This window comes from Lentzea kentuckyensis (assembly GCF_002150765.1).
Taxonomy (GTDB): Bacteria; Actinomycetota; Actinomycetes; order Mycobacteriales; family Pseudonocardiaceae; genus Lentzea; species Lentzea kentuckyensis.
Window position 1 is genome coordinate 1 of record NZ_MUYM01000046.1, and the last position, 20,896, is coordinate 20,896.

General features: G+C 68.1%; 22 protein-coding genes and 1 tRNA gene. 9 read left to right on the top strand and 14 right to left on the bottom strand.

Translation table 11 applies throughout. The annotated features are described in order from the left end of the window. Positions 1–17: 17 nt before the first annotated feature. Complete coding sequence (locus B0F77_RS21955) at positions 18–1,661, bottom strand: TM0106 family RecB-like putative nuclease (protein WP_086664843.1); 1,644 nt, start codon at positions 1,659–1,661, stop codon at positions 18–20. Between the two features lie 82 nt (positions 1,662–1,743). On the opposite strand from B0F77_RS21955, the gene B0F77_RS21960 reads away from it, so the two are divergent. Next, entirely contained in the window at positions 1,744–2,178 is a 435-nt protein-coding gene (locus B0F77_RS21960; RefSeq protein WP_086664844.1) for a DUF6474 family protein, read from the top strand. Here B0F77_RS21960 and B0F77_RS21965 read toward each other — a convergent pair. Then, positions 2,156–3,805, bottom strand: a complete 1,650-nt coding sequence (locus B0F77_RS21965) for a BCCT family transporter (RefSeq protein ID WP_086664896.1) — start codon at positions 3,803–3,805, stop codon at positions 2,156–2,158. The two genes, B0F77_RS21960 and B0F77_RS21965, sit on opposite strands and share 23 nt — an antisense overlap. 58 nt (positions 3,806–3,863) lie before the next feature. Here B0F77_RS21965 and B0F77_RS21970 point away from each other — a divergent pair, with 58 nt between their 5' ends. The 4 genes from B0F77_RS21970 (at position 3,864) to B0F77_RS21985 (ending at position 6,701) form a co-directional block, all read left to right on the top strand. Continuing rightward, positions 3,864–4,379 (top strand): hypothetical protein, encoded by a 516-nt coding sequence (locus tag B0F77_RS21970; protein ID WP_143466845.1) that lies wholly within the window; start codon positions 3,864–3,866, stop codon positions 4,377–4,379. 68 nt (positions 4,380–4,447) lie between these two features. Then, positions 4,448–5,161: a YcnI family copper-binding membrane protein gene (locus B0F77_RS21975; RefSeq protein WP_245848529.1), complete on the top strand. Its 714-nt coding sequence runs from the start codon at positions 4,448–4,450 to the stop codon at positions 5,159–5,161. Continuing rightward, positions 5,158–5,685, top strand: a complete 528-nt coding sequence (locus B0F77_RS21980; protein WP_086664847.1) for a copper resistance CopC family protein — start codon at positions 5,158–5,160, stop codon at positions 5,683–5,685. The genes B0F77_RS21975 and B0F77_RS21980 overlap by 4 nt, the downstream gene beginning before the upstream one ends. After that, a complete protein-coding gene (locus B0F77_RS21985; protein ID WP_086664848.1) occupies positions 5,682–6,701 on the top strand; it encodes a copper resistance D family protein in 1,020 nt (339 codons plus the stop codon). The genes B0F77_RS21980 and B0F77_RS21985 overlap by 4 nt, the downstream gene beginning before the upstream one ends. Here B0F77_RS21985 and B0F77_RS21990 read toward each other — a convergent pair. After that, entirely contained in the window at positions 6,694–7,521 is an 828-nt protein-coding gene (locus tag B0F77_RS21990; protein ID WP_086664849.1) for a LysR family transcriptional regulator, read from the bottom strand. The genes B0F77_RS21985 and B0F77_RS21990 overlap by 8 nt on opposite strands. A gap of 87 nt (positions 7,522–7,608) precedes the next feature. Between B0F77_RS21990 and B0F77_RS21995 the strand changes: the two genes are divergently transcribed. Beyond that, positions 7,609–8,319, top strand: coding sequence for an SDR family oxidoreductase (locus B0F77_RS21995; RefSeq protein WP_086664897.1), 711 nt, complete (start codon positions 7,609–7,611; stop codon positions 8,317–8,319). A gap of 82 nt (positions 8,320–8,401) precedes the next feature. Here B0F77_RS21995 and B0F77_RS22000 read toward each other — a convergent pair whose 3' ends face one another. After that, on the bottom strand, positions 8,402–8,683 hold the full coding sequence (locus B0F77_RS22000; protein WP_086664898.1) for a hypothetical protein: 282 nt from the start codon (positions 8,681–8,683) through the stop codon (positions 8,402–8,404). A 153-nt stretch (positions 8,684–8,836) separates the two neighbouring features. After that, on the bottom strand, positions 8,837–10,219 hold the full coding sequence (locus B0F77_RS22005; protein WP_086664850.1) for a helix-turn-helix domain-containing protein: 1,383 nt from the start codon (positions 10,217–10,219) through the stop codon (positions 8,837–8,839). 494 nt (positions 10,220–10,713) lie between these two features. Between B0F77_RS22005 and B0F77_RS22015 the strand changes: the two genes are divergently transcribed. Next, positions 10,714–11,073 (top strand): hypothetical protein, encoded by a 360-nt coding sequence (locus B0F77_RS22015; protein ID WP_030480258.1) that lies wholly within the window; start codon positions 10,714–10,716, stop codon positions 11,071–11,073. Positions 11,074–11,382: 309 nt separating this feature from the next. Here the strand turns inward: B0F77_RS22015 and B0F77_RS22020 are convergent, their stop codons facing one another. From B0F77_RS22020 to B0F77_RS22030, 3 genes are read right to left on the bottom strand one after another with little or no spacing between them, the layout of a single operon-like run. Next, entirely contained in the window at positions 11,383–12,162 is a 780-nt protein-coding gene (locus tag B0F77_RS22020) for an SDR family NAD(P)-dependent oxidoreductase (RefSeq protein ID WP_086664851.1), read from the bottom strand. Next, on the bottom strand, positions 12,162–13,322 hold the full coding sequence (locus B0F77_RS22025) for an MFS transporter (protein ID WP_086664852.1): 1,161 nt from the start codon (positions 13,320–13,322) through the stop codon (positions 12,162–12,164). The genes B0F77_RS22020 and B0F77_RS22025 overlap by 1 nt, the downstream gene beginning before the upstream one ends. Before the next feature lie 40 nt (positions 13,323–13,362). Then, positions 13,363–14,610, bottom strand: a complete 1,248-nt coding sequence (locus B0F77_RS22030) for a GH1 family beta-glucosidase (RefSeq protein WP_086664853.1) — start codon at positions 14,608–14,610, stop codon at positions 13,363–13,365. Positions 14,611–14,692: 82 nt separating this feature from the next. Between B0F77_RS22030 and B0F77_RS22035 the strand changes: the two genes are divergently transcribed. Continuing rightward, positions 14,693–15,337 (top strand): TetR/AcrR family transcriptional regulator, encoded by a 645-nt coding sequence (locus B0F77_RS22035; protein WP_211293928.1) that lies wholly within the window; start codon positions 14,693–14,695, stop codon positions 15,335–15,337. Here the strand turns inward: B0F77_RS22035 and B0F77_RS22040 are convergent. Then, positions 15,334–15,603 (bottom strand): hypothetical protein, encoded by a 270-nt coding sequence (locus tag B0F77_RS22040; RefSeq protein WP_086664855.1) that lies wholly within the window; start codon positions 15,601–15,603, stop codon positions 15,334–15,336. The genes B0F77_RS22035 and B0F77_RS22040 overlap by 4 nt on opposite strands. Positions 15,604–15,668: 65 nt before the next feature. Next, positions 15,669–16,850, bottom strand: coding sequence for an amino acid deaminase/aldolase (locus tag B0F77_RS22045; protein WP_086664856.1), 1,182 nt, complete (start codon positions 16,848–16,850; stop codon positions 15,669–15,671). Between the two features lie 75 nt (positions 16,851–16,925). On the opposite strand from B0F77_RS22045, the gene B0F77_RS22050 reads away from it, so the two are divergent. Further along, on the top strand, positions 16,926–18,218 hold the full coding sequence (locus tag B0F77_RS22050) for a D-arabinono-1,4-lactone oxidase (protein ID WP_086664857.1): 1,293 nt from the start codon (positions 16,926–16,928) through the stop codon (positions 18,216–18,218). An 88-nt stretch (positions 18,219–18,306) separates the two neighbouring features. Here the strand turns inward: B0F77_RS22050 and B0F77_RS22055 are convergent, their stop codons facing one another. From B0F77_RS22055 to B0F77_RS22070, 4 genes are all read right to left on the bottom strand, one after another. Next, positions 18,307–18,963: an NAD(P)H-binding protein gene (locus tag B0F77_RS22055; RefSeq protein ID WP_086664858.1), complete on the bottom strand. Its 657-nt coding sequence runs from the start codon at positions 18,961–18,963 to the stop codon at positions 18,307–18,309. A 14-nt stretch (positions 18,964–18,977) separates the two neighbouring features. Then, on the bottom strand, positions 18,978–19,595 hold the full coding sequence (locus tag B0F77_RS22060) for a hypothetical protein (RefSeq protein WP_086664859.1): 618 nt from the start codon (positions 19,593–19,595) through the stop codon (positions 18,978–18,980). Between the two features lie 315 nt (positions 19,596–19,910). Beyond that, entirely contained in the window at positions 19,911–20,720 is an 810-nt protein-coding gene (locus tag B0F77_RS22065) for an alcohol dehydrogenase catalytic domain-containing protein (protein ID WP_143466846.1), read from the bottom strand. A gap of 88 nt (positions 20,721–20,808) precedes the next feature. Further along, a tRNA-Leu gene (locus tag B0F77_RS22070) sits at positions 20,809–20,891 on the bottom strand. Positions 20,892–20,896: the final 5 nt, after the last annotated feature.

Genomic DNA, 20,896 nt, shown 5'->3' on the forward strand with positions numbered 1-20,896 from the left:
AACTTCCGGCAGCCTGCTTAGAGATCTCCGGCGTACGGCAGACGGGACATCTCGTCCGAGGTCATCCACTCGCGCAGGCGGTGGGTGGCCCGGACGTCGTCCTCGTTGTACTCCAGCAACCGCTGCCGCTGTTCGACGTCCAACGCGTCACCGTTGAGCCCCACCGCTGCCCGGTACCAGCGCATGGAGTTCTCGCCGCCGGCCTCCGGGTCGCGCCACGAGAAGCCCGCGACCGGGGCGATGATCTTCAGGCCCTTGCCGTGCGCGCAGAGGAACTGCTCGCGGACGATCCCGAACAGGTCGACCCACGAGTCCGAGTTGATGAACTCCTTGACCTGCGCCACCGTCGGGATGCCGGGCTTGCCGGCGAACCGTTCCGCCGACGCCAGCAGCCAGCGGTTCTCGGCCAGCTCGTTGTAGCAGTAGGCGCGGAACGACAGCCCGCGTGCCTTGGCGCGCAGGCGAATGCCCGTGAGCCAGGTCCAGAACTCGGCGAACGAGCGGGCCTCGTCGTCGCACGGCAGCGCGTCCCACGTGACGAACGCGCGGTAGCCGTGCGATTCGTCGATGTCCTTTCCGGACAGCAGACAGCCCCACATGTACGCGCCGAGATCGCCGAAGCTCTCCATGTCGACGTCGACCTCGACGTCCGCGCGCGGCACGCTCATCTCGGGCACCCGGCGCACCAGCGTCAGATCGCGCAGCCACGCCCGTGCGAGCACCACGGCGTCGCCGAACGGCATGCCCACCAACTGGATCGGGCCCTCGGACGCCGGGTCCAGCGCGGCCAGTTCATCCACAGTGGACAGGCCGGCCTTGCGCAGCGCCACCGCGTCCTCGCCGCGCACGACGAGGCTGACGTCCCTGCCCTGCTTGAGATCGCTGTCGCAGGTCGGCCACCACGGGCACGTCTTGCAGTCGACGATCCGCGACGGCCGGGCCAGCGGGTCCTGCTGGTTCGCCGCGGCCAGCGCCACCGCCAGCCGGTCGCTGAACCGGGCGTCGTACTCGGCCAGCGCGTTGCGGCCGCCGGGCCACGTCGGTGCCTCCAGGTCGTGCCACAGCACGACATCGGCGTCCATGCCGATCACACCACCGGTCGCACGCCCGTTCCGCGCGTAGCCGGCGGCCTGCAGCTGCCGTTGCGCGTGGGCGAGCCGCAGCTGGTCGCGCGGCTGCGGCCGGACCTTGCGGTGCGGGTCGGTGCGGCTGCCGTCGGGCAACGGCAGCGTCAACGGGCTGGTGCGGGCGCCCTGACCGGGATCGGTGATCTTGTGCCGGACCACGAGCACCGGCACGTACCCGGTGGAGTCCTTGACCAGCAGGTCGATCCCACCGCGCCGGCCACCGCGCGGGTCACGCGGCAGTGCGGCGCCCCAGATGTACGGCGCGCCCATCTCCATCGCGGCGAGCGTCACGCGTTCGCGGTCAGCAGTGCGCACGTCCGGTCCGCTCGGCACCTCGAAGAGATTCGAGCCGACGATTCTGCCGAGCGCGTCCGCCACCGCGCGCCGGTGGTTCGTCGCGTCCGCTTTACGTTGTTCCGAAGCCGGATCCGGCGCCGCCTTGGGAGCGTCGCGCATCTCCGGATCGTTTTCGAGGTGCACCCGCCGCCGACAACGAGTGACCACGCCGGCGTCTAGCTGCACCTGGGAAGTCACTGGTGCAGCGTATGTCGCGCGTCGAGCCGATGTGTCGGCAACCTGGGCAGTAAGTTTCATCTGACGGAGGAGGTGTACCCGAATGGCGCGCAAAGCGAAGGCCGGCTTCACGCCCAGCAGGGCCAAGAACCTGGTCGGTGTCGCGAAGGTGGTGGCGCCCGCGCTCATTCCGGTGCTGGCCCCGGTGATCGCTCGCGGAGCTGGGCTTTTGAGCGAGCAGTACGACCGGTACCGGGCGCGGCGGCTCGGCATCGACGTCGCGGACATCGGGAAGTACTCCGGCTACGGCGCCCGGTTGCACGCGCGGATTGTCGGCTTTTCGGAGTCGTTGGAGGCATTGCGGGCTTCGGATTCCAATTGGGTTTCGAAGACCGAGGCGCGACTGGCTCAACTCCTCGCGGCGGTGCGCGCCGCCGAACGCATGCCGACGGCCCGGCGCAAAGCAGCGCACCGGGCCGTCAGTACCGATCTGGAGATGCTGGAGCAGGAACTGCTCAGGCGCCTGAACGTGCGCTGACGTTCGGGGTCTTCCCCGTCACCTCGGCCACGGCCTTGACCGCCGCCTCCTCGACCACCTGCCCCGGGTCGAGGTGCGCGGTGACCTCCTCCATGACCTCGGCGACCCGTTCCTCGCGCCTGATCATCGGGTCGGAGCGCAGGTCCTTCGCCAGCGAGACGCACAGACCGACCATCACGACCATGAACGGCAGGGCCGCGATGATGGTCAGGTTCTGCAGACCTGTCAGCGCGTTCGATCCGCCGACCAGCAACATCACCGCGGCGACGGCACCGGTCAGCACGCCCCAGAAGATCACCACCGGTTTCTTCGGCTGGATCGAGCCCTGCTGCGAGAGCGTTCCCATCACGATCGACGCGGCGTCGGCGCCGGACACGAAGAAGATCGCCACCAGCACCATCACCACCACACCGGCGATCGTCGCGAGCGGGAACTGGTCGAGCAGCGAGAAGAGCTGCGACTCCGGGGTGGACTGACCGGCGAGATCGACGCCGGCGCGTTGCTCGAAGATCGCCGTCCCGCCCAGGATCGCGAACCACACCAGCGACACCGCGGACGGCACCAGGATCACGCCTGCCACGAACTGCTTGATCGTGCGACCGCGGGAGATCCGCGCGATGAACATGCCGACGAACGGCGTCCACGAGATCCACCACGCCCAGTAGAAGATCGTCCACCCGGACAGCCACGTCTCCGTCGCGTCACCGCCGGAAGCAGCCGTCCGGCCGGCCATGTTCGCGAGCTCGCGGAAGTAGTCGCCCAGCGCGGTCGGCAGCAGGTTCAGGATGAAGACCGTCGGACCGACCACGAACAGGAACAGCGCCAGCACCACGGCCAGCACCATGTTGATGTTCGACAGCCACTGGATGCCCTTCGCGACACCCGAGACCGCGGACGCGACGAACGCCACGGTCAGCACCGCGATGATCGCGACCAGGACACCCTTGCCGACGTCACCGGCCCAGCCGGCCGCCTCCAGGCCGGACCCGATCTGCAGCGCGCCCAGTCCCAGCGACGCCGCCGAGCCGAACAGGGTCGCGAAGATCGCCATCACGTCGATCGCGCGGCCCCAGCCGGACGACGCCCGGCGACCCAGCAGCGGCGCGAACGCGGAGCTGATCAGCGAGGACCGGCCGCGGCGGAAGCTGCTGTAGGCGATGGCGATGCCGACGATGGCGTAGATCGCCCACGGGTGCAGCGTCCAGTGGAAGAGCGTGGTGGCCATCGCGGTCTCGAGCGGGTCGCCCTCGGTACCGGGCGGCGGCTTCACGAAGTGGCTCAGCGGCTCGTTGACGCCGTAGAACATCAGCCCGATGCCCATGCCCGCGCTGAACATCATCGCGACCCACGAGACCGTCTTGAACTCGGGTTTCTCGTCGTCGCGACCGAGCGGGATCTTGCCGTAGCGGCTGAACGCGAGCCAGAGGGCGAAGACCACGAACCCGGAGGCCGAGATCACAAAAGCCCAGCCCAGATGCTGGATGATCCAGCCGAGCGCCGACTTCGAGAAAGTCGCCAGACTGGCTGTGCCGACGATTCCCCAGGCCACGAACGCAAGCGTCAGACCAGCGGCAACGCCGAACACGACCCGGTCGGTACGGCCCGGCTGGTCGCATTGGTTGTGCATGCGGCCGTAGTTACCCACTCGTAGACCCGGGCAAACTCCTCCGATTACCCTCACCGACGTGAGCACACGGTCGAGTGAGTTGCGCATCCTGCGTGGTGCCGCACTCGCGCTGACGTCTGCCGCGCTCACGATCACCGCCCACGGGCTGGGCGGCGGCGAGATCTCCGAGTTCATCCACGCGTTGCCGTTGGTGGTGCTGATCGCGTTCGCGGCAGCGTCACTCGCCGACAAGCGCACCGGGCGGCTCTCGGTCATCGCCGGGCTCGGCACGGCCCAGCTCGCTCAGCACCTGCTGCTGACCTGGGTCAACCACGAGCACACGAACACGCTCACCGGGCAGATGTTCGTGGCGCACCTCGTCGCCGCGACGCTGACCGGCCTGCTCCTGTTCCACGCCGAGAACGCCCTGTTCAGGCTCTTCGCCGCCGTCACCCGCCTGATCCCCCGCAGGCTCACGCCGCTACCGGTCACGACGCCGGTGCGGACGTTCACCAGCACGCCTTACGTCCGCAACGCGCACCACACGGATCTGAGACGTGCGAACGGGCTGCGCGCCCCTCCTTGCGGTTCCTGATCACCCAAAACCACCAAACCCCTTTGGCAATCAGGAGCCACAACTTCATGTCGACAAATCGATTTGGCGTGCGCACGCTCGCCGTCCTCGCCGTTGCCGGATTCGCCGTGCTCGGCACCCCGGCGATCGCATCGGCGCACGTCAGCGCCCAGCCGTCCGAGTTCACCCAGGGCGGCCGCGCGACGTTCGCGTTCCGCGTGCCGAACGAGCGGGACAACGCCGGCACCACCAAGATCGAGGTGACGCTGCCGCAGGACACGCCGCTCACCTCGGTGCGCACGAAGCCGCTCGCCGGCTGGAAGGCCGAGGCCGTCAAGGGCAAGCTCGACAAGCCCGTGACGATCGCCGGCAAGGAGATCACCGAGGCGTTCAAGACGATCACCTGGACCGCCGATCCCGGTGTGAAGATCGGGATCAACGAGTACCAGGAGTTCTTCGTCGCGCTCGGCACCCTGCCGGAGGGCAAGGACAAGCTGGAGCTCCCGACCAAGCAGACCTACGAGAACGGCGAGGTCGTGGACTGGTCGCAGTCGACCGGCGCCGACGGCAAGGAGCCGGAGCACCCGGCGCCCGCGCTGAAGCTCGCCGCGAAGAAGGCCGGCGAGGACGCCCACGGCGGCCACGCCACGACGCCCGCCGCCGGCAGCGCCGAAACCCACGAGGCATCGGCAGCCGGTTCCGACAAGACCGCCCGCTACCTCGGTGGCGCCGGTCTGGCCGTCGGTGCGCTCGGCCTGGGCTTCGGCGTCGGCGCGATCCTGCGTTCGCGGCGCAAGGCATGAAGCGCGCACTCATCGCGTGCCTGATCGCTGGTGCGGCCGTGCTCGTCACGGCCGCCCCCGCGGCGGCGCACAACGCGCTGATCAGCAGTGACCCGAAGGACAAGACCTCACTGGACGCCGGTCCGTCGTCGGTCACGCTGACGTTCGACCAGGACGTGCAGGGCGGCCAGGGCATCAACACGATCTCGGTCGTCGACGCCAACGGCGGTCACTACGAGGTCGCGGGCGACCCGACGATCAAGGACAACGCGGTCTCGACGAAGGTCGACGCACTGGGCAAGGCCGGGCAGTACAAGATCGGCTACCGCATCCTGTCCGCGGACGGCCACCCCGTGTCCGGTGAGCTGACGTTCACGCTCACGAAGGACGGCACGGGCACTCCTCGCCAGGTCGCGACCAACGACACCCCCGACAGCGGTTCGAGCGACGGCCTGCCCATCTGGGTGTGGATCGTCGGCGCCGTGGTGCTGCTCGGCGGCGGCGTGTTCGTCGCCCTGCGCGGCGGCGGGGGCGCGAAGGCATGAGCGACGTCCGGACCGCCGCCTCCACCCACTACCGCGTGCTCGCCGGGCTCGTCCTCGGCGCACTCGCGGGCATCGCGCTCGGCCTCGTGCTGGCCCCACCTGTCGTGGTCGCCGGGGTCGTCGACGCCGGGGCGGCGGTCCGGTACGGCCTGCCGGTCACCAGGGTGCTGCTGGACGTCTCGGCGACGATCGTCGTCGGGTTGTCGATCCTGCCGAAACTGCTCGGCTTCGACCGTCCGACGCACACCGAACCCGTCATGCGGATCGCCCGGCCGGCCGCGGTCATCGCCGCGGCCGTCTGGGTGGTCACGGCGCTCACGGCCATCGTCCTGCAGGCCGCCGAGCTGCGGCCGGGCAGCAACGTCAGCATCGCCAACGCGATCGACTACATCGGCACAGTCGGTGCCGGCAAGGGCCTGCTGTTCAGCGCGGCCTGCGCGTTCATCTACCTGATCATCGGTGTGATGGCCGTGCGCGGCGGCGAGTCCGTACCCGCTGAGCTGCGGATTCTCATCTCGATGTTCGGGCTGCTGCCGATCCCGGTCACCGGGCACGCGTCCAACTGGAAGTACCACGACTACTCGATGGTCTCCATGGAGCTGCACGTGCTGGGCGCGGCCGCGTGGACCGGCGGGCTCGGCGTGTTGATGGCACTGGTCGCCCACCGCAAGGGGCTGCTCGCCGTCGCGCTGCCGAAGTTCTCCAGGATCGCGACCATCAGCCTGATCGTGGTCGCGGTGACCGGCCTGTTCAACGGCCTGCTGGAGCTGATCCTCAACCCGGTCGTCCCGTTCCCGCAGTCGCTGTTCACGACCGGGTACGGGTTGTTGTTCCTCGGCAAGGCCGTGTGCGCCGGGCTGATCGCGGTGCTCGGCGCGCACATCCGGTGGCGGTTGCTGCCGAAGATCTCCCAGCACAAGGTCACCGCGATCGTGCAGTGGGCGGTGCTGGAGGTGACCATCATGGGCGTCGCGTTCGGCCTCGCGGTCGTACTCAGCCGCGCACCCGTCAGCTGAACCCCGTCGCCACGCGAACCAGGTCGGCAACAGCGCGCGACCTGCTGTGCGGTGGCCACGCGATCACCGTCGTCACCTTTGGCGCGTCCACGACCGGCACCGCCACCAGTCCTTCGCCCAGGCCAGCTCGGACGACCTCCGGCATGACCGCGACAGCCCGGCCGAGCGCGATCATCTGGAACAGCTGCGTCAGGTTGTGCACCTCGACGCCGGGGCCGTCCAGGTAGGTGCCGTCGGGCTCCGGCCAGCGCGCGAGCTCCGGCAGGTCGATGACGTCGGCCATCCGCAACCGTGCCGCGCCGGCCAGCGGATGAGAGCTAGCGAGGATCGCGAACTGGCTCTCGGTGCGCAGGACCTCGACGTCGAGGTCGGCGGTCGAGTCGAACGGTTCGTGCAGGATCGCCACGTCGGCCCGGCCGTCGAACAGCGGTTGCCGGGTGTGGGCCTCGCACAGCAGCAGGTCGACGGCGACCGCACCGGGTTCGGCGGCGTAGGCGTCGAGCAGCTTCGCCAGCAGTTCGCTGGAACCACCGGCCTTGGCGGCCAGCACCAGGGACGGCCGGTCGACGGTCCGGGTGCGCCTCTCGGCCGCGGCGACCGCCCCGAGGATCGCCCGTCCCTCAGCCAGCAGCACCGCACCCGCGTCGGTGAGCGAGACCTTGCGACTGGTGCGGGTCAGCAGCGCGACGCCGAGCCGGTGTTCGAGCTGGGCGATGGTCCGCGACAACGGTGGCTGGGCGATGCCGAGGCGGTCGGCAGCGCGGCCGAAGTGCAGTTCTTCCGCGACCGCGACGAAATACCGGAGCTCTCGGGTCTCCACCCGACCACCGTATCGATATCCGCCGGGTATCGGTGCCAGACCGAAGTGATGTTGGTTCCGGCCACGCCGCCGACCACGATCAACTGCATGAGCGAACAGACGATTGCGCTGGTCACCGGCGCGAACAAGGGCATCGGCTACGAGATCGCGGCCGGTCTCGGGATGACTGTCGGGGTCGGGGCGAGAGATGCCCGGCGTGGCGAGGAGGCTGCGGCGAAACTGCGGGCGAACGGCGTCGACGCGTTCGCCGTGCCGTTGGACGTGACCGACGACGAGAGCGTCAAGGCGGCAGCGGCGCTGTTCGAGGAACGGTTCGGCCGCCTCGACGTGCTGGTCAACAACGCGGCAATCGCCGGAGCCTGGCCCTCCGCGCCGTCCACCGCCACACCGGAAAACCTGCGGGAGGTGCTGGAGACCAACGTGGTCGGCGTCGTCCGGGTCACCAACGCGATGCTGCCGCTGCTGGCCCGTTCCGCACGACCGCGGATCGTCAACCAGTCGAGCCACCTCGCGTCACTGACACTGCAGACCACGCCAGAAGTGGAGTTCGGCGAGGTCAACGGGACCTACACGCCGTCGAAGACGTTCCTGAACGCGCTCACCGTCCAGTACGCCAAGGAGCTCACGAACATCAAGGTCAACGCGGCCTGTCCCGGCTACGTGGCGACCGATCTCAACGGCTTCCAGGGCAGGGACACACCCGCGGAGGGAGCCAGGATCGCGATCAAGCTGGCCACCCTGCCCGACGACGGGCCGACCGGAGGGCTGTTCGACCACAGCGGACCGGTGCCCTGGTGATTGTTCAACGTGAAACATCCGCGCGATCCGAGCCGCACTCGGCGAGTGGTCCGATCGGCGCGACGAGCTGCGCACGAACGGACTAGTCGGTGATCAGTCGAGCCGAAGATTCTTCACGCATGCGCGCCAGCCGGTTCATCGTCCGCTGACCGCGACGATCGAGCTCACGGCTGTCGATCCAGCCGTTCGCGTAGTAGCGGTAGTCCTGCGCCAGCGCCACCAGCTCCGCGAGGTAGTCGGCTGACCTGCGCCGACGCTCCTCGTCGAACCCCGCCAGCAGTGGCAGCTGGGTGTCCACCACCTCGTCGAGCAACTGCGCGGACCGCAGCGCTCTCTTGGAACGCCACCTCCGAGTAAGGCTCACGCGCCGCACCTCGTCCTTCGCCCCGACCTGCCGCACCTTAGGCGTGGATTTCTCGCCCGTCGATGCTGCATTCGTGTGCGAAGGTCCTGGCGTTACCGGTTCGTGTCCCACACCATCCAATCGTGGTGCTATGGGGCCCAAACGAGATGCTGGTCAGGCAGCCGACTCGGTGCCGGTGAAGCGGGCGACGCGGTCCGCGAGCTCGCGGGCCTCGGGGTTGTTGCGGCGCTTCTCGGCCTCCTGGCGCAGCGGCTCCATGCGCTGCTTCGTGCGCACCGACTTGAGGCTTTCCGACAGGTCGACGGCCTGGCGACCGATCTTGGCGCCGTGGTCGATGTCGCCCTCGAGCAGGTGGTTGATCGCCATCGAGGTGAGGTTGAACGAGCGGCTGCGCGCGTACTCGTCACCGAAGTTGTTGATCGCCTTGGACAGCGCCGGGATGGCGGTCCTCGTGTACTTGGCGTCCACCGTCTGGGCCAGCTCCGTGTGCACCGTGCCGATCATGGACGAGAGGTCGATCTCGTTGAAGAACTTGGCCCAGGCGGGGGCTTCCGCGACGTTCGCGCGGGAGAACTCGTCGCGCGCACGGCCGAGCAGCTTGAGCGCCTGCTCGTCGGAGCCCATCTTGGCGTAGGCCCAGGCCTCGTTCGCGCACAGGATGCCCACCGCCAGTTCGGAACCGGAGTTCTGCGCGGCCAGCTGACCCAGCTGGAACACCTTCAGCGCGTCGTCCGGGGCGTTCTGGTGCAAGTAGACGCGGCCCATGCGGTACAGGATGTTCGCCATCAGCGCCTCGTTCTCGCCCTGCTTGGCGAGGTCGAGCGCCTGACCGAAGTGGTTGCGGGCCGAGTCCATCAGGCCCGTGTCGAACGACGTCCAGCCGGCGAGGTTGTGCAGGTCGGCCAGCGCGACGTAGAGGCGCTGGCGAACGATGTCCGTGGAGCTCGCACCGAGCATCTGCTGTCCCCAGGACAGCTGCGCGACCACGGCGTCGCGGCAGGAACCGCCGCCGTACTGGTAGTCCAGGGCACGCAGAGCCCGCGTCGCCGCTTCGACCTGGCGCACATCGGTCATGCCGATGCGTCCCGGAGCCGGAGTCTGTGTGGGGTGTGAAACCCACGACCCGGAGTCCGCTCCGAACACGGCCGCGCCCACTGTCACGGCGGCGGCGTGCGCGAGGAACTTCCGACGCTTCACCGACTCGTCCTCCTCAGGATGGGGTGAGTCCGCGGTTGCGGCCACCCTCACTGCCGTTGTCTCGTCATAGGCGAGACCCATGTATCCACGTGGGACACCCAAGCCGACGGCGATCCGAGTCAGGACGTCATATGCCATCACCTGGCGTCCCTTGAGGATCTCCGAGACTTCGGACTGCGACTGCCCAGTGAGCGCCGCGATCTGGCGCTGGGACACACCGTGCCGCCGGAGCAGCCGGTAAACCGAGCTGATCTCTCGTCGGGCCAGTGCGTCCCGCATCTCCTGGTGGTCCCACACCTCAGTGGGGATCGGAGAGCCCTGGGAACTCATGGTGTTCATCGCGCACCCTCACAGTCCGTTGGGCGTCATCGGCAGACTAGGGGCAGGTCCCCGAGTCGAGAAGTCCTCTTCGGCGGAGCTGATCGGCTCCACCGAACACCACTTACCGCTCACCGTAAGACTTCCACCGGTGGGCGCTGTGACGTCCCGTTCCGGCATGAATCATCGCAATCTAGATTCCGGTAAGCGAGTGAGCACGGAGAGGAACGACCAATAGTGGACAGCTCCTCCCCTGGCTCCACCTCCATTGTGGAGACGGGTGACACCGAATCCACATGGCGCGGCATGACCGGGCAACGTCGATCGTGGCAGATCAGCTGCGGCGACGTGGTCGACCGGGACCGCCAGCTCACCGTGAAGGTCGTTCAGGGCCAAGTGGTTCTGGTCGGACCTCCCGGGGAGACGGCAGTCTTGACCCACGACCAGCTCGTACAGCTCAGGGCCGCGCTACGCGAAGCCGCCGACCAGGCGGAAAGGTGACGGTGAGTTCCTCGATGGACGCGATACTCGGACAGGTTCTTCGCAACGCTGTGTGGGAACGCCTCGACCTGCTCACGGAGCTGGCGAGCCGCGCGGACGCCCCGTCCCTCCTGTCGGTGGCTCGATCCGAGCTCCCTCGGCTGACCGAGGGATGGCGTGCTCTGCTGGCAGCGCACGAGCCGGACGAGAAGGGCAACTGCCCTGAGTGCTCCGGCCGTTGGCGTCAGCAGAAGTCACCTTGCTCGGTGTGGCGCGCCGCGTACGAACACCTGGTCGCGGGCGGACTCGCCCCGCGCCCGGCTCGCCATCTGCGCGAGGCCCCGGTGACTCCTCCTGTCACCCGGTCCCGCCGCGCGGTGGCTCGAGCCCACTAACGGGCGTTTGCGACTGACCTGGCGTCCCCCCGACACGACCAGGTCTGCAAACCGCCTACTGACCGGTGGTCCGCGATGCGCGAACCCCCGACCGCGACATCGCGGACCCCGGTCAGCTCAACAACTCCACAGATTCCCGCGGGCCGGTGACGTGCACCCACCCTCCCCGACCGTCGTCGGTCCGCGGTCACCACGTCGGCCCCTTGTCTGCACCTCCCGCGCAGGCAAGGGGCCGTTTCCATGCTCGCGCAGGGGTCCCCCCGAGCTGGGAACCCCTGCGTTTCAACGTACTCAGCAGCACCGACAAGATCAGCGGTGTGTGCCGGTCCTCCAGGTCAGGTACGAGGTCAGGCCGGGGAACAGCCGGCCGGAGAGCTCGAACGCCTTGAGCTGCCACGGGAACAGGTGCTCGGCGCGTTCCTTCTCCACGGCGTCGACGATCGCCTTCGCGCACTGCTGCGGAGTGACCGTGGGGATCAGCCGGGCGATCGCCGGGATCCGCTCTTCGGCGCCGGGGTTGTTGTTGAAGTACTCGCTGGACACCTTGCCCGGGACGACCTCGCTGATCCCGACACCGGTACCGCGCAGGTCGAGGCGCAACGACGCGGTGAGACCGCGCAGCGCCCACCGCGACGACTGGTAGCCCACGCAGCCGGGAATCGGCAGGCGCGACACCGGTGAGTTCACGTTGACGATCCAGCCGGAGCCACGGGACCGCATGGCACCGAGGTATTCCCTGGTCAGCAGCAACGCCGCCAGGTACGGCACGGCGGTCATCGTCTGCAGCTCGTCGGCCGACGTGTCGTCCAGGAACAACCAGCGGCCGACGCCGGCGTTGTTGACGAGCACATCCGGTGCCGGAACCTCCTCGGCGAGCGCGCGGATCTGCGCGGCGTCCGCCAGATCCGCCACGTGAGCGGTCGCCGAGCCGCCGAACTCGATGATCCGTTTGACCTGTTGATCGAGCAGTTCGGCGCTTCTGGCCACAAGGTGGACGCGCGCACCGTGGGCCGCGAACCTGAACGCGGCCTCGGCACCGATCCCCTGGGACGCTCCGGTGACCAGAACACTCTTGCCCGACAGCTGCATCAGACCACCGATCGCACTCGACTCATCAACACCGCCGCCAGCGCGGTCGCCAGCGCCGACGCCGCGAACAGACCGCGGTAACCACCAAGGTTCGCGAGGATCATGGCAGTCAGCAAGGGGGCGATGACCTGCGGCAACGCGTTGGCCACGTTGATCACGCCCAGATCCTTGGCCCGATCGGCCGCGGCAGGCAACACCTGGGTGAGCAGGGCGATCGCGACGGCCAGGTAGGTGCCGAAGCCGATGCCGAGCAACGGGGCGGCGACCAGCGCGACCGGCCACGTCGGCGACACCACCAACAACAACGCCGCCAACGCCATGACAGCCGACGCGCCGTACACATACGGCTTCCGACGGCCAGAACGATCACTTCGTGCGCCGAACAGCACCGCTCCTGCGGTGAGCGCCACCCCGTACAGGGCCATCAACTGCAGCAGGCCCTCGTCGGGAGACGGGTGGTGCACCTCGTCGCTCAGGAAGAAGTACAGGTACAGCGTGCCGAACGCGTTGCCGACGTTGAGCATGAAGTGCCCGAGCCACGCCCACGCGAAGTCGGGGTGCTCACGGGGTGAGATCCAGAACGTCGGCCGCACCGGCTTCACGATCAACTGCGTGTCCGGCGTCCTGAGCACGAAGAACAAGCCTCCGGCCAGCACGATCACCGCACAGGCCAGGTAGCCGGCCTTCAGGTCGGTGACCAACTCCGTGACGACGACCGCGCCCAGCACGGTGCCGAGCATCTGGCTGATCCCGAACTGCCCACCGACCTTGGCCCGTTGCACGATGGGCACGCGGTCCGGCACCGCGGCGGTCAGCGCGGCGAGCATGCTGCTGACCCCCGCCTGCACCAGACACCAGCCGATTGTCATGACCAGGACCGAGTGCGCGCTGGCCAGAACAGCGAGGCCGGCCCCCGCGACGATCGCCCCGATCAGCGTCCACGGATGCCGACGGCCGAAGCGCGAGGTCGTGCGGTCGGACAGGAAGCCGATGAGCGGCACCCCCACCATCGCCACGAACGCGCCGACACCGGTGACGACGCCGAACACGAACGTCTTGTTCGCCTTGTCCAGCAGTTCGGCCTGCCGTGGCAACAGGATCTGGATCGGCGCGTAGACCGCGAGCCACAGACCGAGGTTCGCGACGAACAGCCAGGCCATCCAGCTTCTGCGAACCGGGACAACCGGTTCGGCGAGCGCTTCACTCACCACTGATCACCTTTCGGTACCAGTGGAACGAGTCGCGCGGCGTGCGTCGCTGCGTCTCGAAGTCGACGTGGACCAGGCCGAACCGCTGTGAATATCCGGACTCCCACTCGAAGTTGTCGAGCAGGGACCACACGAAGTAGCCGTCGACACCGGCTTCCAGCGCGGCCTTGAGGTGTCCGTCGAGGTAGGCGATCCGCTCGGTGTCCTCGACCTCGTGCGGGAAGCTGCAGCCGCTCTCGGTGACGTACACCGGCGGCAGGTTCGGGTGCCGCTCGCGCAACGTCGTGATGATCTCGCTCAGCCCGGACGGCACGACCGGCCAGCCGAAGTTGGTGAGCGGGTACTCGTCGATCTCCACCAGTTCGAAGGGCAGCGGATTGCCCTCCGACGGCGACTTGAGCCGGGTGGGGTTGTAGTAGTTCACGCCGTAGAAGTCGAGCGGCTGGTGGATGACCTGCAGGTCACCGTCCTGGATCGGCAGCAGATCGGCGACTGCGTCCGGATATCGGCCCGACAGAACTGGGTCCGCGTACAACCAGTTGTGGATTTCGCTGTACGCCTCGGCAGCCGCTACGTCATTCGGCGTAGCCGGCCAGGCCGGCGTGTGGTTGTTCGCTGTACCAACGGCTTGCGCGTTGAACGACCGCAGCACTTCGACCGCACGGCCGTGAGCGAGGTTCAGGTGGTGGGCGGTCGGCAACGCGTCGAAGAGCAACGCCTTGCCAGGGGCGTGCTCACCGATCGCATAGCCCTGCAACGTCACCATCGCGGGTTCGTTGATCGGGATCCACAGCTTCACGCGGTCGGCGAGACGGTTCGCGACCAGCGCCGTGTAGTCGGCGAACCGGTCGGCGATGTCCCGATTCAGCCAGCCGCCTTCGGCTTCCAGCTCCAGTGGCGTGTCCCAGTGGTACAACGTGACCACGGGGGCGATACCAACGTCGACAAGGGCGTCGACCAGGCGGTCGTAGAAGTCGAGACCTTCGGCGTTGACCGGCCCCTTGCCGGACGGCTGGATGCGCGGCCACGCGATCGAGAACCGATACGCGTTCACGCCGAGCTGCGTCATGAGCGCAACGTCCTCGCGCCACCGGTTGTAGTGGTCGCAGGCAACAGAAGCGTTGTCGTCGTCGCGGATCGGTGTGAACTCGTCCCACACGGAGGGACCCCGACCGCCTGCATCGAACGCGCCCTCGATCTGGAACGCGGACGTCGACACTCCCCAAAGGAAGTCGCTCATCGATCCTCCAAATGTGAAACTTGTTCGGATCGTAGGCGTGTTGACAGGTTCAGGGAAGTGAAAAGGCCGTACAACAGGCAAGATGGAAGCACCCGAACTACTGGGAGTCGCCGTGACGAGCACCACCCCGCTTCGCCGCCAGCCCGTGCAGCAGCGCAGCGCCAAAAGAGTCGAGCGCATGCTCGAGGCCTGCGCAACCCTGATCGACGAGGTGGGCTACGACGGAGTCACCACGACGTTGATCGCGGAGAGAGCGGGGGTGGCGGTCGGCTCGCTGTACCAGTTCTTCCCGGACAAGAGAGCCGTCGTGCAGGCGCTGACTTTGCGCAACGTCGACCGGTTCTCCCAGGGCATCACCGAACGGCTCGAGCAGGCGACACTCGAGCACTGGTGGGACGCCGTGGACACGGTGTTCGACGTCTACGTGACGATGCACCGCGAGATCCCCGCGTTCGGGAGGCTGCACTTCGGTGACGTCGTGGACATGCGGCTGCTGGACGACCGCCGCGACAACAACGCCGTCATCTCCGACAAGATCTCCGAGCTGATCTCCGGCAAGTTCGGCATCCCGATGACCGAGGTCCAGCTGCCCATCGCGATCGCCGTCGAAGCCGCCGACGCCGTGATGAAGATGGCGTTCCGCAAGAGCCCGATGGGCGACCAGACGATTCTGGGCGAAGCCAGGGCGCTGGTCAGGGGTTACCTGTCGTCACGCCTGCCGGTCTAGCGGGTGCACTCCCAGATGACCGTCGCGTCGAACGGGTTGCCGAAGGCGAAGGTCTCCTCGCACTGCGCGGCGGGATCGGTGAACCCGTCGGCCACGGCCTGATCCCGGGCGTCCCGGCGCGCGTACTCCCAGGCGAACCCGAAGCTGCTGGAGCCGTCACCGCGAAACTGCGCGGTGTATGGCGCCGCCGTCGCGCTACCAGTGCCGGTGAGCACTGTGGCGAGCGCGGCCGCCGACAGCGCACAGGCCAATGTCTGCACCGTCATGCTTCGACGCTAATGGCGGGCTTTGCCGCGTGATACCGCCGACGGCACCCGCGACCGCCTGGTCCTCAGCCGAAGTTCCTGCGCTCACCGCGGTAGGTGGGCACGGTCCGTTCGATGCGGTCGCCGTGCACCAGGTGCACCTCGTCGAACCGCTCGAACAGCTCGCCCGCCTTGGCGTGCCGCATCCAGACGCGGTCGCCGATCTTCAGCTGCTCCGCCGCCTTGCCGGTGACCGGTGTCTGCACCTCGCCCGCGCCCTCGAGCCCGAGCGTCTTCAGCCCGGCCGGCAGGTACGGCGACGGCTGGCGGTCGGGCGTCGGGGTTCCGGACGCGATGTAGCCGCCGGCGAACAACGTCGCGACCCGCTTGGTCGGCTTGCGCACCACCGACAACGCGAACAGCGCCGCGGGCTCCGGCTTGAACGCCTGGTACCCGTCGAAGAGCGTCGGCCCGAACAGACCGCTGCCCGCCGCGAGCTCGGTGACCGACGGGTCCGACCCCGTCAGCTCCAGGCTGCCGGTGCCACCACCGTTGACGAACTCCAGATCCGCGACCTGCCGCACCGCGCTGACCACGGCGATCCGCCGGTGGATCAGCTCCGGCCCGGACTTCGACTGGATGAACCGGATCCCGAGCGCGCGCAACGGCTGACCGGGCGGGTTGTCACCCAGTCCGGCGATCTGCCCCTCGTACGCCATGACACCGACCAGCTTGAACCCACGCCGTTGGGTGATCTTGGCGGCGAGGGCTTTCGCCTGCTGCGGCGTGTGGATCGACGAACGACGCGGCCCGATGTGGACGCCGGGCAACGGCCGCCACGACACGTCCAGCTCCAGGCAGACCCGGATGTCGGAGTGCGGTCCGATGGCCGCGTCCACGAAGTCGAGGTGCTCAACCGAGTCGACCATGATCGTGACCCGCTGACGTGCCGTCTCGTTGGCCGCGAGCTTCTGCAACGACGCCCGGTCGGCGGTCGGGTACGCGACCAGCAGGTCCTCGCACACGTTCTGCTCCGACAACCACAACGCCTCGGCCAGCGAGTAGCACATGACCCCGGCGTAACCGGGCCGTTCGAGCGCCCGGCTCACCAGCTCGCGCACCCGGATCGACTTGCTCGCGACCCGGATCGGATGACCGGCAGCGCGACGGGCGAGGTCCGCCGCGTTGTGGTCGAAGGCGTCCAGGTCGACGATCGCGAACGGAGGATCCAGATCCTTCGTCGCGGCGTCGAGTCGGTTTCTGCGCATGCCCCTGACGGTACGTCGTGAACCCTTGAAACGTGAAGAGCTTTCACCTACGTTGCTGTGTCAGGTCACACTCTCGTGGAGGTCCGTGTGTGGACGAACTGGGCTAGAACGGCTTCGTGCACCCCTGCGCGCGTAGTCCACCCGGCCAGCACGGACGAGATCGCAGCGGCGGTCACCTCGGGCACCCGTGTCCGCGCGCGGGGCAGCGGTCACTCGTTCAACGACATCGCGGTCGCGCCGGAAACAGCGCTCGACCTGGACCGTTGGACGGGAATCGTGCGCGCGGACACGGAATCCGGCCTCGTCACCGTCCGCTCCGGCACCCCGCTGTGGGCCTTCAACGCCGACCTCCACCGGCTGGGCCTCGCCATGCCGAACCTGGGCGACATCGACGCCCAGACCGTCGCCGGCGCAGTCTCCACCTCGACCCACGGCACCGGCGCGAAACTGGGCGTCCTCGCCACCGCGATCGCCGAACTGGAACTGGTCCTGGCCGACGGCTCGGTCGTCACCTGCTCGCGCACCGAACGCCCGGACCTCTTCAACGCGGCCAGAGTCGGCCTGGGCGCCCTGGGCGTCATCAGCACGATCACCCTGCAATGCGTGCCGTCGTTCGTCCTGCAAGCCTCCGAAACCCCGGGCCGACTGGACGCCGTGCTGGAGCAGTTCGACGACCTCTGCGCTGTCGAGGACCACGTCGAGTTCCACTGGTTCACGCACTCGGACCGCGTGATCCTCAAGCGCAACAACAGAATCACCGAACCCGCCCGCCCCCTGTCGAAGATCCGGCAGACGTGGGAGTACGAGGTGATGGAGAACGCCGCCTTCGGCGCGGTCTGCAAGGTCGCCAAGACCTTCCCGCGCTACACCCGCCGCCTGAACGAACTCTGCGGCTCCCTGATCTCCGAGCGTTCCTACTCCGACTACTCGCACAACGTCTTCGTGACCCCGCGCCGAGTCCGGTTCGTGGAAACCGAGTTCTCCATCCCCCGCGAAACCCTGATGGACGTGATCGGCGAACTCCGCGCGGTCGCCAACAAGCTGGGCGACCGCGACGCCCTGATCGTCCCGTGCGAAGTGCGGGTAGCCCAGGCCGACGACATCTGGCTGTCCACGGCGAACGGCCGCGACACCGCCTACATCTCGATGCACCAGGCGCTGGGCATGCAGTACAAGGCGTTCTTCGACGCCTACGCGAGCATCGCCGCGTCGGTGGGCGGCCGTCCGCACTGGGGCAAGATGCACGACCTCACGTCCGCCGAACTCCGCCCGCTGTACCCGCACTTCGACGACTTCCTGCGGGTCCGCGACGAGGTCGACCCCACCCGCACCTTCACCAACCCGTACCTCGATCGAGTGCTTGGCTGACGGCACGCGGGGACCCCGCGTGTCCCAGAAGGAAACGCGGGGTCCCCGCGTGCCGTCTGGAACCACGAGTGGGTGACGTCGGTGGTGGCTAGAGGATCGCGCGAACGGCGTCGGCGACCGGCGTCTCGCCGTTCACCAGCTCCAGCGTCTTGCCGACCGTCTGCGGAGCGTTCAGCAGCTCCGCCAGCACGGCGGCGACGTCCGCCCGAGTGACCGACGCCCGCGGCAACCGAGGCGCCGCCAACGTGACCAGTCCGGTGGGTGTGTCGTTCACCAACGGCCCAGGCCGCAGGATCGTCCAGTCGAGATCACGCGGCTTCAGGTCGTCCTCGGCCAGCTTCTTGGCCTTCAGGTAGACAGCGAACTCCGGATCCACCGAAGGAGAATCGGCGGCCTCGATGCCGACGGTCGACACCTGGACGAACCGCCGCACCCCCGCCTCGACGGCTGCGGAGGCGAACAGGGCGGCGGCTCCGTAGTCCACGGTGTCCTTGCGGGCGGCTCCTGAGCCTGCCCCGGCGCCGGCGGCGAAAACCGCGGCGTCCGCGCCGTTCAGATACGCGGCGACCGAGTCCAGCTCAGCGGACTCCAGGTCGCACAGCACCGGAACTGCTCCGGCTTCCTGCACATCGCCAAAGTGATCGGGATTGCGGACCAGTGCGGTTGCGGCGTCTCCACGGGTGGCCAGCAGCTGCTCGAGAAGCAGCGCGATCTGCCCGTGTCCGCCGGCTATGACTACTCGCATGTCCCGACCGTAGATCAGGAAGCGGTGGCGAGCACCTGCTCGTAGACGAGCTCGTTGACCCAGCGGGTGATGGCGGTGTCCTCGGCGGGCACGGTCTCCTGACGGCCGGACACGTCGACCGAGAGGTCCTTCTCGTCGTCGGCCAGCAGCACCGAGACGCCGTAACGACGGACGCGCGGCAGGCAGTTCGCCAGGTAGTCGTGCGAGAACGCGACCGACTCCGGCAGGACGACCGCGGCGTTGCCGTAGCGGGCGAAGGGGACGGCGGAGGCGAGCGCGGTCCGCCAGTGGCGGGCGACGGCCAGGACGCCGACGATGCGGACGGCGGCCGGCGGGACGCGGCCTTCCATCTCCGGCCACACCCAGGTGGAGACGGTGGTCTTGTCGGCCTCAGGACCCGCACCCACGCACACGCGCTCGGCGTGGGCGTCGGCCAGGAGCTCGGCCACGACGACGACCTTGCGGCCCATCAGGACCATTTCGGGGAGAACCACGCCGTGCCAGCCGAGGCGGATCGCCGCGGCGGCTGCCAACTCCTCGACGGACGCGGGCAGTTCCGGAACCGGGACTGCGGTCGTCGACAAACCGTTCGAGCTGTCGAGGGCCGCGATCCTTGCTGGGGTGCTGCTCACGCCAGTGCCTCCTCGTCACCCGCGGCGGGCTATCCGCCGCGTTTCGACTCGTGCTCTCGATAAGGATTAGCAGGAAGCGCACGGCCCGCCCCCAGGTCACCGCACCCCCTGCGATCGACGGCGCCGACCGGTCGGTGACCGGTCGAAGAGGGGTGCGGGGAGTTCGGTCCTACGGTGCTGCCGTCTGGGTGACGTTAATCCGAATGGACGCACCAAAAGACCTGCTCAGAGTGGGTGCGTCAGGCGTAGGGGCAAAATGGCGGTGAGCGGCGCCGGTCACCGTCCGTCGACCGTTCATCGCGCCAGAACGACCACCTACATGATGATCACGGTCTTGCCGGGGCCGTGACCTGCGAAAACATCAACAGCCTCGCGCAGCGGCACGCGCCGGGCGATCGGCACTTCCAGGTCGCCCGCCTGCACCATCGACGCGAGCCGCACCAACGTTTCGCGCGACCCCTTCATGCCGAAGTTCTGGGCGGGATCGCTGGAGACGTAGTTGGTGTTGAAGGCCAACGGCGCGTAGCGCGCGTTCGCCTCGAACGACGAACGGTCGGTGCTCACGAGGTCGATCAGGGCGTCGGCCTCGACCGGAGAATCCCCGCGGCCCACCGGGATGACCCGCTTGCCCGCGGCACGGGCGATCTGGACCGCGAACGACCCGACACCACCGTTGGGCCCGACGATCAGCACGGATTGCGCGGAACCGAGCGACTCGACCAACTGCAACGCCGTCATACCCGCGGTCGGCAATGCGGCGGCAACGGCGGGATCGAGATCCTCCGGCAACGGAGCCAACGCGTTCCCGGCCGGAACTGTGACGTACTCGGCGTATGTACCAACACCAACAGGATGGTGGAAGAAGGTGCCGAAAATCCTCTCTCCGGAACCGACTACCTCACCAGCCCCATCAGTTCCAGGAACCAACGGGAACACGTGGGCGGAACCCCGGAACATCCCGTCGACGACTTTCCGGTCGAACGGGTTCACGCTCGCGGCGAACAACCGGACCTTGAGCTGACCGGGCTCGGCCGAGGGCTCGGGAAGCTCCACGAGTTCGAGCTCCGCACCGAAATCCGCCGCCGCTATCGCCCACATGCCGACCCCCGAACGAGTGACAGACATCACCTGTTGGATCAAGGAATCCGATACTGCCGATCAACGAAAGAACCCCTCTCGCGATTCCGCGAGAGGGGTTCCATCTGTCTTTCGATGGGCAAGGGGGGAGTTGAACCCCCACGTCCTTTCGGACACACGGACCTGAACCGTGCGCGTCTGCCATTCCGCCACTTGCCCCTGGA